Origin of the sequence: Comamonas sp. (assembly GCF_036643215.1) — a bacterium.
Classification (GTDB): domain Bacteria; phylum Pseudomonadota; class Gammaproteobacteria; order Burkholderiales; family Burkholderiaceae_C; genus Comamonas.
The window spans coordinates 83,316-96,710 of sequence record NZ_JAVXSJ010000007.1 but is presented as its reverse complement, the minus strand read 5'-3'; the positions used below and the strand labels follow the sequence as shown (position 1 = coordinate 96,710).

Genomic DNA, 13,395 nt, shown 5'->3' with positions numbered 1-13,395 from the left:
CGGTCCAGCCGGTGCCAGTTACAGCTAATTCATGAAGCGCGGTTTCTACACCATCATGTCGGCGCAGTTTTTCAGCTCGCTGGCAGACAACGCCTTGTTTGTGACCGCTGTTGAGCTGTTGCGTGCCAATGGTGCCCCTGAATGGCAGCGTGCTGCCCTGGTGCCCATGTTCGCCCTGTTCTATGTGGTTCTGGCGCCTTTCGTCGGCGCATTTGCCGACGCATTGCCCAAGGGCCGGGTCATGCTCATCAGCAACGCCATCAAGGTGGTCGGCTGTCTGATGATGCTCTTTGGTCATCACCCCCTGATTGCCTATGCGGTCATCGGGCTGGGTGCGGCGGCTTATTCGCCGGCCAAATACGGCATCCTGACGGAGCTGCTGCCGGCCTCCCAGCTGGTCAAGGCCAATGGCTGGATTGAGGGGCTGACCATCACCTCCATCATTCTGGGCGTGCTGGTGGGCGGGCAACTGGTCGGGCCGACCATTTCGCACCACCTGCTGACCTTTGACTTCCCGTATTTAGACACCGGCGTGGATACGCCTGCCGAAGCCGCAATTGCCGTGCTGATCCTGATCTATGCGGTGGCGGCCTGGTTCAACTTGCATATCCCGCTGACCGGCGTGAAGATGCGCCCGCTGCGCGAAGACCCGAACAAGAGCCTGTTTGGCAATCTGCTGGGCCTGCTGCCTGACTTCTGGGTCTGCAGCAAGCGCCTGTGGTCGGACAAGCTGGGCCAGATCTCGCTGTCCACCACCACGCTGTTCTGGGGCGCTTCTGGCAACCTGCGCTACATCGTGCTGGCCTGGGGCGCAGCGGCGCTGGGTTACAGCACCACGCAGGCATCGGCGCTGGTGGGTGTGGTCGCCATTGGTACGGCCGTTGGTGCGGTACTGGCTTCTATGCGCATGCGACTGGATAACGCCACGCGCGTCATCCCCATGGGCGTGCTCATGGGCGTGCTCGTGGTCAGCATGATTTACATCGACAACCTCTGGGTGGCCGTGCCTTTCCTCATCCTGCTGGGTGGGCTGGGCGGCTTTCTGGTGGTGCCTATGAACGCGCTGCTGCAGCACCGCGGCCACAACCTCATGGGCGCAGGCCGTTCGATTGCGGTGCAGAACTTCAACGAGCAGTTGGCCATTCTGGCCATGGGCGGCTTCTACAGCCTGTCTACCAAGATGGGGCTGTCGGCATTTGGTGCCATCACCGTGTTCGGCCTGCTGGTGGCGGGCACCATGGTGCTGATTGGTCTGTGGCACTTGAATAACCGCAAAAAATACCCGGCCGAGCTGGACAAACTGCTGGAAGTCGCCCGCCGCGACTGCCACTAAAATCCGCAGCCATGCGGCTGCATTGAATCAAAATTGATAGCTTCTAGCGCTTTGTATATAAGCGTTAGAAGCATTTTTTATGCATAGTCCACTACCTATCGTCGCCCTGCTGCTCAATGCCTTCATCTGGGGGCTGTCATGGTGGCCGTTTCGCCTCATGCACGATGCGGGCCTGCACCCGCTGTGGGCCACGGCGTTCATGTATGCGCTGGTGCTGGTTGGCCTCATCACGCTGCGCCCCGGCGCGCTCAAGCTGGCCTGGCAGTACCCGGTGTTGCTGCTTTTGGCAGCCAGTTCTGGTTTGAACAACGTAGCCTTCAACTGGGCCGTGACCGTGGGTGACGTGGTGCGCGTCATCCTGCTGTTCTACCTCATGCCAGCATGGGCCGTGTTGCTGGCCTGGAAGCTGCTGGGCGAGCGCCCGACGCCCATGGCCTTGCTGCGTCTGCTGCTGGCCTTTGGCGGCGTGGTGCTGGTGCTCTTGCCTGCCGATGCGTCATTGCGCGGCTTGTTTGCGGGTCTGTCGCTGGCCGATGCGTTAGCCGTGTTCGGCGGCTTCATGTTTGCGCTGACCAACGTGCTGCTGCGCCGTTTTCAGAGCATTCCGGCGCAGGCCCGCATGCTGGCCATGTTTGCGGGTTGCATGAGCATGGGGTTGGTCACGGCGCTGGCTGCCAGCAGCGCGGGCATGGTGCCCGGCTTCCCAGCCATTGATGTCAGCTGGTTAGCGGTGGCGCTGGGTCTGGCCGTCTTGCTGGTACTGGGCAACTGGGCGCTGCAGTTTGGTGCGGCCCATCTGCCGTCTGGCGTGACCTCGGTGGTCATGCTGAGCGAGGTGGTGTTTGCCAGCGTCTCTTCGGTGCTCATCGCCCATGAGACACTCTCAGCACGCACGCTGGCAGGTGGCGCGCTCATCATGGGCGCAGCCTTGCTGGCGGCATGGGGCAGATCCTCTAAAAAAGCCGGCTGACCCGTACCGGAGATACAGAGCAAGGACCGACCCGCGCCGAAGGTGTCGTCCCCCGCCCGCAAAGCGAGAGAGGGCGAAGGCGCAAAGCGCCACAGGGGTTAAACAAGCTTCTCGGCAAGGATCAGGTAGCCGGGGACCCACCCCGTCAGCACGCCCTGCACAATGCACAGCCAGCCGGTGGGGCGCTCAATATTCTTCTTGAGTGCCAGCAGCACAAAGAACAAGCCCCAGAGCACGGCCCATGCGCTCCAGTTGATGCCCATCCACCAGTCAAGCCCCGTCTGGGCGCTGGTCAGCGTTTCCAGTGCCACAGGAACGGCGGTAATGGCGATGAACAGGCTGAACCAGCCCAGACCACGACCATCCGCGCCACTGAAGCGGTTGAAGGCAACCCAGAGATAGGTGAAGGCGAACAGCAGGGTCAGCGCGCCGTTCTTGACCGATGCGGCATCGGCGGTCGGCCCAAAAATGCTGGCCAGCCCTATGCATAGCGACACCACGCCCGTGAAGATGTTGATGACCCAGATTTCCTTGTCGGCAATCTTGCCCAGCATCCACAGGCCGTTGAGAAACAGCACCGCACCCACGTAAAACAGCGATAAACCCAGCCACATACCAGTCTCCTTCTTTTCATCCAAAGCCGGGCGGGCAGTTGGTGAAATGAATAAGACCCGCGCACGGCAAACGCCGCCATGCCAGCCTGGGTTGGCAGCACGGAAGCAAAAAACGTCCTCGGGCCTGACTCTGGTGCAGCGTCTGCGCGCCTAGTGTGGCGGCAGTCTGATTACCGGGGCAGGTATGCCGGCAAGGCCCGGCTGGTTCAGCGCGGGCTCTGGCGGTCTTTGATGCAAAAGCTTCTGGCGGCAGAGCTTTTGCGGGCGGCACTTGCGCGGAGCAAGGCCGCTGCCACTATCAGGCGGCGGGCTGGCGGCGGCGAGCGCGCTCCAGCTGCTGGGCTACCTGGCGCGGGTTCATGCCGTACATCTCGGCAAATTCCTGCTCCGAGGTCTGGCCGCTGAGCTGGAAGGAGCGCAGCAGCGCCTCATCCTTGGCGGCGCGGGCATCGGCTTCGGCCAGTGCGTCGGCAACCAGTGCGTTGGTCTTTTCGTCACGGCCTTGCACGCGCTCGGCATATTCTTCGCGAGTGAGGCCAGAGGCTTCATAGGCGATGACGATGCGGTTGCGCAGCTTGGGCATCAGGTCTTCGGGCGTGCGTTGCTGGCGGCGACGGAAGACTTCAATCAGCGCGTGGTGCACATGCTCGGGCAAAGTGGCTTCCACAGGCTGACCGTTCAGGTCATGGCGCTGCTGGCCGCTGGCCATAGCTGCCAGATAGCGGCCGGAGCGTGTGTGCTGCTGCAGTGCGGTCTTGAGCGCCTCTTTTTCCAGCTCGGGGTGAGCGGCAAGCAGGTCTTCAAAAATGCCGCGCTTGAAGGGCACGAGTTGCTCGCCAAACAGGGCAGGGTGCCACTGGGCCAGTTGCTCCAGCAAAGGGTTTTGCGGGCGAGCAGCTTGCTGGCCAGCCTGATTGGGCTGGCGGCCCTGGCCGCCACGGCGCGAGCGCGAACCAGCTTGCTGGTCCTGCTGGTTATTTTGCGGTGTTGCCTGTGGGGCTTGTGGTTCAGACACGATTTCAGTCATGGCAAAGCCCGTGGGCTTGAGGGAGAAAAACCCCTAATCATGCCAGCATTGCAAACTGCAGTGGCAAACGGGGGTGTCGGTCCGTTCTCAGCGACTCGTCAGTGACTGGTCGAGCAGCTCTACCCAGTGCATCACAGGCACCTCGGTGCCGTTTTGCAGGTGCACGATGCAGCCCATGTTGGCAGACAGGATGGCGGCGGGTTTGGCGGGCGCAAAAGGCTCATCCAGCGCAGCAATCTTGCGGTCGCGCAGCTGGTGCGAGATTTCGGGTTGCAGCACTGAATAAGTCCCTGCCGAGCCGCAGCACAGATGGGATTCGGTGCGCGCCACGCGCACGTCAAAGCCTAATTCGCGCAAAGCACCTTCTACGCCGCCGCGCAGCTTCTGGCCGTGTTGCAGTGTGCAGGGCGGGTGATAGGCCACAGGGGCGCTGGGTGTGCTGATCTGGCCCTTGAGCTGGCTGACCAGCTCGGGCAGCATTTGCGGCAGCAGCTCGCTCAGGTCGCGGGTCAGCGTGCTGATGCGCGCTGCCTTGTCAGCGTACTGGGCATCGTGCCTGAGCAGGTGGCCGTATTCCTTGACGGTGGCGCCGCAGCCCGAGGCATTCATCACAATGGCCTCGACAGCGCCGCTTTCCACCAGCGGCCACCAGGCATCGATATTGGCGCGCATCTGCGCCTTGCCGCCCTCCTGGTCGTTAAGGTGAAATTTCACCGCGCCGCAGCAACCGGCGTTGCCCGCAATCACGGTCTGTACGCCCGCCGCATCCAGCACGCGGGCCGTGGCGTAGTTGATGCGTGGCATCATCGCGGGCTGTACGCAGCCCGCCAGCAGCAGTACCTTGCGGGCATGCTCACGTATGGGCCAGACACCGGCATCCTGCGCTGCGGGAATTTTCTCGGCCAGCGATGCAGGTAGCAGGCCCTTTACCGCCCGGCCTGCTTTCAAAGCGGGGGCGAACAGCGGCGAGGTCATGCCTTCTTTGAGTAGCCAGCGTTGCAGTTTTTCACCCGTGGGGCGCGGCACCTGCTCATCCACAATTTTGCGGCCAATATCGACCAGATGGCCGTACTGCACGCCGCTGGGGCAGGTGGATTCACAGTTGCGGCAGGTCAGGCAGCGGTCAAGGTGCTGCTGTGTGGAGCGCGTGGGGGTCTGGCCTTCCAGCACCTGCTTGATGAGGTAGATGCGGCCGCGCGGGCCATCCAGTTCATCACCCAGCGTCTGATAGGTGGGGCAGGTGGCAGTGCAAAAGCCGCAGTGCACGCATTTGCGCAAAATGGCTTCGGCCTCCAGCCCTTCGGGCGTGGCGCGGTATTCGGGGGCGAGATTGGTTTGCATGGGTTGACTCCTGTTCTTACCAATTCGCCGACAGTCGGCCCACGTTGAGAATGCCCGCTGGGTCAAACGCCTGCTTGAGCCGGGCATGCAGCAGGGCCGATGTGCGGCCTGCTGCGCTGCTTTGTGCGTAAGTATCAAAATCGCTTGTAGCGCTTATCTCGCTTGCGCTTTCAGCTCTTAAAAGAGAAGCGGAACCGCCTGCTTCATGGGCCAGTTGCTGCAACGCCTCCGCTGACGAGCGCGGCGCCTGTACCCAGCGCTGTGCGCCATGCCAGTCGATGAACGGGCCTTTGGCTTCTGCTGGCAGTTGCAGCGGCGCATTGGCGGCGGGCACGGACAAACGCCACAGGCAATGGTCGGCAGCGCGCTGCTGAAACCACGGCAGGCTCAGGTCGCGGCTGGCGTTCCAGTCTGCCGCCAGAACTTCACGGTTTGCATCGCTATCGAGCCGCTCGCCTCCCAGTCGCAAAGTGGCGGCCTGCACGGCAGCACGCGCACCGCGCAGGCGCAGGTACAGCGTGCCTTTGCCATCTTCCTCCAGCCAGTTGCTGGCGTTCAGCGGCAGTGGCTGGCCGCCCCAGTGGTTGAGCCAGTCCAGCGCCTGCTTCTGGCTGCAGCTATCAAAGCGCAGTGTGGCCTCGGCCGGTGCCACGGGCAGCACTTTGAGGCTGACTTCGGTAATCACCCCCAGCGTGCCCCAGCTGCCTGCCATGAGGCGGGATACGTCGTAACCCGCCACGTTCTTCATGACCTGGCCGCCGTAGCGCAGCACCTCGCCCTGGCCGTTGATCATCTCCAGCCCCAGCACAAAGTCTCGCACCGCTCCCACATTGGCACGCGCGGGGCCGGACAGACCGGCGGCCACCATGCCGCCCACGGTGCTGGCTGCGCCAAAGTGCGGTGGCTCAAAGGCCAGACACTGGCCCTGGCTTGCGAGCAGAGCTTCCAGCTCCACCAGCGGTGTGCCGGCCAGCGCGGTAACGACCAGCTCGCTGGGCTCGTAGCTGACGATGCCGCTGAGGGCGCGTGTAGAAAGCGGCTCGCCCTGCAGGCGCAGGCCATAGAAGTCTTTGCTGCCGCCACCGCAGATGCGAAGCGGGGTCTTGTCACTGGCAGCGGCGCGTATGCGGTCGCTGATGTCTTTGATGGGGCGGGTGGCTGAATCCATGGCTTGCATGGTAGCTGGGGTACCTGCCTGTCAGCCGTGCATCGCTTTTGATTTTTTTGAAAAGCAGGTGTGAATAAAAAAGCCCCGCAGCTTGCACTGCGGGGCAACGTAATGAAACTGAACCCGTTGAAAGAGACCGTTAGCGCCTCTGGGGGTTAGCGTGTATAGGCGACTTCTCCATGCGAGGTGATGTCCAGACCCTGGCGTTCCGACTCTTCGGAGACACGCAGGCCGACTGTCAGATCTGCAATCTTGTAGGCCACGAAGGAGACAACACCCGACCAGACGATGGTCACCAGCACGCTCTCGACCTGCACCCACACTTGGTGAGCCATGTTGTAGCCTTCGGGCTCGATACCGCCCAGACCCTTGGCGCAGAACACGCCGGTCAGGATGGCACCCAGAATACCGCCCACACCGTGCACGCCGAAGACGTCGCAGACATCGTCCACCTTCAGCAGGCGCTTAAGACCCGAAACACCCCACAAGCACAGAGGGCCGGCGATGATGCCCATGACGATGGAGCCCATGGGGCCGACAAAGCCAGCGGCAGGCGTGATTGTCACCAGACCAGCCACCGCACCCGAGGCAGCACCCAGCATGGAAGCTTTGCCGCGGTGCAGCGCTTCAGCGGTAATCCAGGCAATGGCGGCTGCGCCAGTGGCCAGAATGGTGTTGATGAAGGCCAGACCCGCAATGCCGTTGGCGGCACCGGCGGAGCCGGCGTTGAAGCCGAACCAGCCCACCCACAGCAGGGATGCACCCACCATGGTCAGCGTCAGGCTGTGAGGTGGCAGGGCTTCTTTGCCAAAGCCAATGCGCTTGCCCAGCATGTAGGCACCGACCAGACCGGCGACAGCGGCGTTGATGTGCACCACGGTGCCACCGGCAAAGTCCAGCGCGCCATCGGCACCCAGCAGACCACCGCCCCACACCATGTGTGCCATGGGGATGTAGCTGAAGGTGAACCACAGCACGGAGAAGATGATCACGGCTGCGAACTTGATGCGCTCGGCAAAGGCTCCCACGATCAGCGCCACGGTGATGGCGGCGAAGGTGGACTGGAAGGCCACGAACACATACTCAGGAATGGTCTTGAGCATGGACGACAGCGTGTCAGGCGTGATGCCTATGAGGAACAGCTTGTCGAAGTTGGCGAAGAACTTGCCTTCGCCGCCAAAGGCCAGCGAGTAGCCGTAGATGGCCCACAGCACGGTGATCAGCGAGAAGATCACAAACACCTGTGCCAGCACAGACAGCATGTTCTTGCTGCGCACCAGACCGCCGTAGAACAGCGCCAGACCAGGGATGACCATCAAGATCACCAGCATGGTGGAGGTCAGCATCCAGGCGGTATCGCCCGCGCTCAGGGTGGGCACGGCTTCAACGGCAGCAGCAACCACGGGGGCAGCAGCGGTGGCCGCGGCAGCACCTTCCTGTGCAAAACCAGTCGCGCTGGCAGCCAGCAGACCTAATCCAAGGCCTGCACTTAAAAGTTTCTTGGTCATGGCAATCTTTCTAAAACGGGTTCCAGAGCGGCGGCGACCTTTACAGGGCCGAGTCGCCGGTTTCTCCTGTGCGGATGCGGATTGATTGCTCCAGCGCCTGAACAAAAATCTTGCCGTCACCGATCTTGCCGGTGCGTGCTGCGCCTTCGATGGCTTCGATGGCAGCGTCCACCATGTCGTCGGCAATCGCGGCTTCAATCTTCAGCTTGGGCAGAAAGTCCACGACATATTCCGCGCCACGGTACAGCTCTGTGTGGCCCTTCTGACGACCAAAGCCTTTGACTTCGGTCACGGTGATGCCTTGCACACCGATTTGAGAGAGGGCTTCACGCACTTCGTCGAGCTTGAAGGGCTTGATGATGGCAGTCACCATTTTCATGACGGGCTCCTGAAAAATTAAAAAGTCTTGGAGAGCGTCAAAATCAGACGCGCCTTGTTTACATCGCCAAAGTAGGCTTTCTTGTTGGCACCGGCCACTGCGGCTGCTGCAGTGAAGCCGTCGCCCAGGTCATAGGCACCGCCTACGCTGTAATCCACATAGTTGGGTACACCCAGGTCTTTGATATCGCTGGAGAAATGGGTGTAACCAACTGCAGCTTTCAGTGTCACCTTGGGCATGACTTCCTGGCTGTAGGAGAACTGCAAATAACCGCTGTTGCGGCCCTTCAGGCCAGAGCCCGCCTTGGCGCCCGCCCAGCCGAAATAGTCCTTGGACACGGTGTGCGAGTACTTGGCCGTGAACGGACCGTAGGTGCCGGAGCCATAGATCTCGGTGGTGTTGCCGTTAGCGTTGCCCGAGTACACATAGGTCAGCGCGCCCACGTCCCAGTCCACCTCAGCGGCCTTGAACTTGTAGCCACCGTAGAAATCGGTTTCCAGCGAGTTGCCGGGCAGCCAGTCCACGGAGGAGTTCCAGTTGCCGACATAGAAGCCGCTGTCGCCAAACGCGTAGTCAAAACCACCTTGCAGCGCGGGCTTGACGGCCTTGTTGCGGCTGGAGTCCTGATCCTGGCCACGGAACTTGTAGTTGGTCGTCAGCGCCACGTTGGCGGTGAGTTGCGCATGGGCCCACAGGGGGGAGATCACGGCGCAGGCCAGGGCGGCAGTCTTGGCGAAAGTCTTGAAACGGCGAGCAGCGGGACTAGGCATTCAGGGTTCCTCCGGTTTGAAAATTCTTTTGGACAATCTTTCAAAGCATGGACCGTGCCAAGTCTTGGATAAGCACTGAAAATTCAGAGGATTTATGCAGTTTGCGCAATACAGAAAAGCGGTTGCAGCTATCAATTTAAGATGAACGTGGCTGTTGATGTCTATGCAAATGCCATGCACCAAATTGGAGCTGCTTAAATTTTTAGCACCAATGTTTCTTAACGTAAGCCTTTGTGATTGCACTGTTTTGGTGCAATTCAGGTGAGAAGTGTCCTGCAGGCCATGGCCGCAATCTCTGGCGCCCTTGCCACGGCTTGGCGATACTGGTGCATCGCGTTCCACCAACGAGGTGCCTATGGGTCTGGCTCTGGTTCAAAGTCGTGCCCTGCTCGGTTTGCAGGCACCGAGTGTTACGGTTGAAGTCCATCTGGCCAACGGCTTGCCGTCGTTCACGCTGGTGGGCCTGGCTGATATTGAAGTCAAAGAAGCCCGGGAGCGCGTGCGCGCTGCCATCGTGAATGCGGGGCTGGAATTTCCGAACAACAAAAGAATCACCGTCAACCTCGCCCCGGCAGATTTGCCCAAAGACTCTGGCCGATTCGACCTGCCGATTGCGCTGGGCATTCTGGCCGCCAGTGGGCAGATTGAAGCGGCCAAACTGGCCGACTATGAATTTGCGGGCGAACTGTCTTTGACCGGTGCCCTGCGCCCGGTACGCGGCGCGCTGGCGACGGCGCTGGCTCTGCAACGCCAGCAGCACAACGTGCGGCTGGTGCTGCCGCCCGAAAGCGCGCAGGAAGCGGCTTTTGTTCCTTCCATCGAAGTCTTCAGCGCCCGGCATTTGCTGGATGTGGTCAAGCAGTTCATGGCCCACGATGCGCCGCCACCCGAAGCCGATGAAGAGGCATTGGGTGGCTGGCAACAGGAGCAATCCAGACCTGCGGTGGCTGCGCCGTCAGCGCTGGACCTGCGCGAAGTGCGCGGCCAGATGCAGGCTAAGCGTGCTCTTGAAATTGCAGCAGCTGGCGCTCATGGGGTCTTGATGATCGGCCCGCCGGGCTCTGGAAAATCAATGCTGGCGCAACGCTTTGCGGCCTTGCTGCCTGCCATGACCGATGAAGAAGCACTGGAGGCCGCCGCCATCGCCAGCCTCAGCGGTCGCTTTACGCCAGATCTATGGCGGCAGCGGCCCTTTGCCTCACCCCATCACACGGCCAGCTCGGTGGCGCTGGTCGGCGGTGGCTCGCCGCCCAAGCCGGGTGAAATCTCTTATGCGCATTGCGGAGCGCTGTTTCTGGATGAATTGCCTGAATTCGCCCGCAGCGCTTTAGAGGCCTTGCGCGAGCCGCTGGAGACCGGGCACATCACCGTGGTCCGGGCAGCGCAGCGAGCGGAATTTCCCGCGCGCTTTCAGCTGGTCGCTGCCATGAACCCTTGCCCCTGCGGTTACTGGGGCTCACGCGTGCGGGCCTGCCGTTGCACGCCCGATCAGGTCTCGCGTTATCAGGCTCGCATCAGCGGGCCGTTGCTGGACCGCATTGATCTGCATGTGGAAGTCGCGGCCCTGCCGCCGCAAGAGCTGCTGGCCGCGCCTGAGGGCGAGAGCAGTGCAGCAGTTCAGCAACGGGTCAGCGCGGCGCGTGACAAGGCTTTGCAGCGCCAAGGTTCGTCCAACCACCAGTTGCATGGCGCGCAGCTGGATGCACATCTGCAGCTGGAGCCGCAAGCACTGGCCTTTGCCCACAAAGCCGCAGAGAAGCTGGGCTGGTCCGCACGCGGCACCCACCGGGCCTTGAAGGTGGCGCGCACCATTGCTGATCTGGCAGGCTCGGACTTCATCACGCAAGCGCATGTGGCGGAGGCCTTGCAATACCGCCGCGCCTTGATGCAGCAGTAGGTTTTGCGAACACCCACTGAATCATTGGGCATGATGATGCGGCTGCTGCGTTAACGTTTGGCATTTGACGCATGCCGTCAATTTCTACAGGATTGAGTTTGTGATTCAGCGCCAGGAAATCCCTCTTTTACTCACCGGCTTCATGGCCACACTCAGCGGTGTGGGGCTGGCCCGCTTTGCCTATACGGCGTTGATGCCGCAAATGGTGCATGCCGGCTGGTTCAGCGGCGAGCAGGTGGCTTATCTGGGCGCTGCCAACCTATTGGGCTACTTGATAGGCGCATTGGCCGCCGCGCCACTGGCAGAGCGCATGGGCGCGCTGCGCGTGCTGGTGGCTTGCTGGATTGCCGTGATGCTGAGCTTTGCCGCGTGCAGCCTGCCCCAGCCCATGGCGCTGTTCTTTGTCTGGCGTTTGATCTCTGGCATTGCAGGCGCTGCGCTCATGGTGCTGGGCCCATCGGTCGCCATGTCAGCCGCAGCGCCGCAGCGGCGCGCCACGCTGGGGCCGCTGATGTTTTGCGGCATTGGCGCAGGTGCTTTGCTGGCCGCCACGCTGGTGCCCATGTTTGCGCGCAGCAGCCTGAGCGCCGTGTGGTGGGCGCTGACCGCGCTGTGCGCCGTGGCCCTGTGGTCTGGCTGGCGCGCGGCGCGCCAAATTCACCCCCATGCACCCGTTGCCATTACGCCCACTGCTGCGGTGGCGGTGCCCGCTCGGTCGCTATGGAGTGCAGCCGTTATTCTGGTCTTCCTTGCCTATACCTGCGATGCCTTTGGCTTTGTGCCGCACACCGTGTTCTGGGTGGACTATCTGGACCGAGAGCTGAATCTGGGCGCGGGCTACGCATCCACGCAGTGGGCATTTTTCGGGCTGGGTGCCACGGCAGGGCCGCTGTGCGCCGCCTACTGCGCCACGCGCTGGGGCTGGTGGGGAACGACCACCGGCGCTTACGTCATCAAGGCCGTGGCCATTGGCCTGCCGCTGGTATGGGTGGGGTTTGCGGGACATGCGGTTTCGGGCTTTCTGGTGGGGGCGCTGTCGCCGGGCATGGCGGCCATCACCTCGGGCTATCTCATGCAATTGATAGGTCCTGCTCAGCACAAGAAAATGTGGGGCTACGCCACGGCAGCTTTTGCGTTGCTGCAGGCCACGGCGGGTTATCTGATGGCCTTTATCTACGCGCAGACCGGTAGCTACCGCAGCCTGTTTGTGCTGGGCTGTACTGCCCTGGCGCTGGGCGCACTGCTGGTGGCCTGCAGCCGTCTTGCGCGCAGCCAAACAGTTTGATTTTTGATGAGTAATGCAATGAAAAACACCGCAGCATGGATGACCCGTCTGGGTCTGCAACACCCCATTATTCAGGCCCCCATGGCGGGCACTTCTACACCGCAACTGGCCGCTGCTGTCAGCAATGCTGGCGCACTGGGCTCGGTCGGCATTGGTGCTTATGGCGTTGATCAGGCGCAGCAGCATATTGCGCAGACACAGGCGCTGACCGGCGGCCCATTCAACGTCAATCTGTTCTGCCACCAGACTGCCGCCGCAGACGTGCAGCGCGAAGCCGCATGGCTTGACTATCTGGCACCAGAGTTTGCGCGTCTGGGAGCGCCCCAGCCTGCGGGCCTGCGCCGCATTTACGACTCTGCCGTGGGCAATGCATCGCTGCAGGCCATGTTGCTGGCCCAGAAGCCTGCGGTGGTCAGCTTTCACTTTGGCCTGCCTGAGCAGCACTTTATCGACGCGCTGCGCGCTGCAGGCAGCATCACGCTGGCCTGCGCGACCAGTCTGGATGAAGCACGCCAGATCGAGCAGGCGGGCGTGGATGTCATCGTGGCGCAGGGTATGGAGGCGGGCGGTCATCGCGGCAGCTTTGTGCCTGAAGAAGATCGGCTGATGGGCACTTTCGCACTGGTGCAGATTCTGGCGCGCGAATGCCATCTGCCCGTGGTGGCTGCGGGCGGCATCATGAATGGCGCAGGCATTGCTGCAGCGCTGGAGCTGGGTGCTTGCGCCGTGCAAATGGGCACAGCATTTATTTTGTGCCCGGAGTCCGCCGCCAGCCCCGCTTATCGCTCGCAGTTGCAGGGGCCGGATGCCCATCACACCGCCATTACCGCCGCCATTTCGGGGCGTCCAGCACGCGGCATGTTCAACCGCCTGCACCAGCTGGGCCGCGAGTATGGTCAGCCTTTGCCTGCCTACCCCATGGTTTATGACGCGGGTAAGGCGCTGCATCAGGCAGCCAGCGGGCAAAACAGCAGCGATTACGCCGCGCACTGGGCGGGTCAGGGCGCTCCGCTGGTGCGAGCCATGCCTGCTGCAGAACTGGTGCAGACGCTGGCTCAGGAATTACAGCAATCACTTCAAAAAGTGTAGCTGCCTGCGCTTGA

The 13,395-nt window shown here is 61.9% G+C and carries 12 protein-coding genes; 5 read left to right on the top strand and 7 right to left on the bottom strand.

Going from position 1 to position 13,395, the window contains the following annotated elements:
* Positions 1-31: 31 nt before the first annotated feature.
* Positions 32-1,333, top strand: a complete 1,302-nt coding sequence (lplT, locus tag RSF91_RS07175) for a lysophospholipid transporter LplT (RefSeq protein ID WP_332567764.1) — start codon at positions 32-34, stop codon at positions 1,331-1,333.
* 79 nt (positions 1,334-1,412) lie between these two features.
* Positions 1,413-2,303, top strand: a complete 891-nt coding sequence (locus tag RSF91_RS07170) for a DMT family transporter (RefSeq protein WP_332567763.1) — start codon at positions 1,413-1,415, stop codon at positions 2,301-2,303.
* Positions 2,304-2,401: 98 nt separating this feature from the next.
* Here the strand turns inward: RSF91_RS07170 and RSF91_RS07165 are convergent, their stop codons facing one another.
* The 7 genes from RSF91_RS07165 to RSF91_RS07135 form a co-directional block, all read right to left on the bottom strand.
* Positions 2,402-2,917, bottom strand: coding sequence for an AmiS/UreI family transporter (locus tag RSF91_RS07165; RefSeq protein ID WP_332567762.1), 516 nt, complete (start codon positions 2,915-2,917; stop codon positions 2,402-2,404).
* A 298-nt stretch (positions 2,918-3,215) separates the two neighbouring features.
* On the bottom strand, positions 3,216-3,944 hold the full coding sequence (locus RSF91_RS07160) for a ProQ/FinO family protein (protein WP_332567761.1): 729 nt from the start codon (positions 3,942-3,944) through the stop codon (positions 3,216-3,218).
* Positions 3,945-4,031: 87 nt separating this feature from the next.
* Positions 4,032-5,285 carry a glycolate oxidase subunit GlcF gene (gene glcF, locus RSF91_RS07155; RefSeq protein WP_332567760.1) on the bottom strand — a complete coding sequence of 418 codons (1,254 nt, stop codon included), beginning with the start codon at positions 5,283-5,285 and terminating at the stop codon, positions 4,032-4,034.
* A 16-nt stretch (positions 5,286-5,301) separates the two neighbouring features.
* Positions 5,302-6,462, bottom strand: coding sequence for a glycolate oxidase subunit GlcE (glcE, locus tag RSF91_RS07150; RefSeq protein ID WP_332567759.1), 1,161 nt, complete (start codon positions 6,460-6,462; stop codon positions 5,302-5,304).
* A gap of 146 nt (positions 6,463-6,608) precedes the next feature.
* Positions 6,609-7,961 carry an ammonium transporter gene (gene amt, locus RSF91_RS07145; protein WP_332567758.1) on the bottom strand — a complete coding sequence of 451 codons (1,353 nt, stop codon included), beginning with the start codon at positions 7,959-7,961 and terminating at the stop codon, positions 6,609-6,611.
* Between the two features lie 40 nt (positions 7,962-8,001).
* A complete protein-coding gene (gene glnK / locus RSF91_RS07140; RefSeq protein WP_099739816.1) occupies positions 8,002-8,340 on the bottom strand; it encodes a P-II family nitrogen regulator in 339 nt (112 codons plus the stop codon).
* A 17-nt stretch (positions 8,341-8,357) separates the two neighbouring features.
* Positions 8,358-9,110, bottom strand: a complete 753-nt coding sequence (locus RSF91_RS07135) for a TorF family putative porin (RefSeq protein WP_332567757.1) — start codon at positions 9,108-9,110, stop codon at positions 8,358-8,360.
* Positions 9,111-9,465: 355 nt separating this feature from the next.
* Between RSF91_RS07135 and RSF91_RS07130 the strand changes: the two genes are divergently transcribed.
* The 3 genes from RSF91_RS07130 (at position 9,466) to RSF91_RS07120 (ending at position 13,381) form a co-directional block, all read left to right on the top strand.
* A complete protein-coding gene (locus tag RSF91_RS07130) occupies positions 9,466-11,007 on the top strand; it encodes a YifB family Mg chelatase-like AAA ATPase (protein WP_332567756.1) in 1,542 nt (513 codons plus the stop codon).
* Between the two features lie 100 nt (positions 11,008-11,107).
* Positions 11,108-12,292, top strand: a complete 1,185-nt coding sequence (locus tag RSF91_RS07125) for a YbfB/YjiJ family MFS transporter (protein WP_332567755.1) — start codon at positions 11,108-11,110, stop codon at positions 12,290-12,292.
* Positions 12,293-12,310: 18 nt separating this feature from the next.
* Positions 12,311-13,381, top strand: a complete 1,071-nt coding sequence (locus RSF91_RS07120) for an NAD(P)H-dependent flavin oxidoreductase (RefSeq protein WP_332567754.1) — start codon at positions 12,311-12,313, stop codon at positions 13,379-13,381.
* The last annotated feature ends 14 nt before the right edge of the window (positions 13,382-13,395 follow it).

Excerpts from the sequence above, each read along its gene's own strand:
- lplT (WP_332567764.1), top strand. The coding sequence starts at position 32 with ATGAAGCGCGGTTTCTACACCATCATGTCGGCGCAGTTTTTCAGCTCG.
- RSF91_RS07170 (WP_332567763.1), top strand. The coding sequence starts at position 1,413 with ATGCATAGTCCACTACCTATCGTCGCCCTGCTGCTCAATGCCTTCATC.
- RSF91_RS07165 (WP_332567762.1), bottom strand. The coding sequence starts at position 2,917 with ATGTGGCTGGGTTTATCGCTGTTTTACGTGGGTGCGGTGCTGTTTCTC.
- RSF91_RS07160 (WP_332567761.1), bottom strand. The coding sequence starts at position 3,944 with ATGACTGAAATCGTGTCTGAACCACAAGCCCCACAGGCAACACCGCAA.
- glcF (WP_332567760.1), bottom strand. The coding sequence starts at position 5,285 with ATGCAAACCAATCTCGCCCCCGAATACCGCGCCACGCCCGAAGGGCTG.
- glcE (WP_332567759.1), bottom strand. The coding sequence starts at position 6,462 with ATGCAAGCCATGGATTCAGCCACCCGCCCCATCAAAGACATCAGCGAC.
- amt (WP_332567758.1), bottom strand. The coding sequence starts at position 7,961 with ATGACCAAGAAACTTTTAAGTGCAGGCCTTGGATTAGGTCTGCTGGCT.
- glnK (WP_099739816.1), bottom strand. The coding sequence starts at position 8,340 with ATGAAAATGGTGACTGCCATCATCAAGCCCTTCAAGCTCGACGAAGTG.
- RSF91_RS07135 (WP_332567757.1), bottom strand. The coding sequence starts at position 9,110 with ATGCCTAGTCCCGCTGCTCGCCGTTTCAAGACTTTCGCCAAGACTGCC.
- RSF91_RS07130 (WP_332567756.1), top strand. The coding sequence starts at position 9,466 with ATGGGTCTGGCTCTGGTTCAAAGTCGTGCCCTGCTCGGTTTGCAGGCA.
- RSF91_RS07120 (WP_332567754.1), top strand. The coding sequence starts at position 12,311 with ATGAAAAACACCGCAGCATGGATGACCCGTCTGGGTCTGCAACACCCC.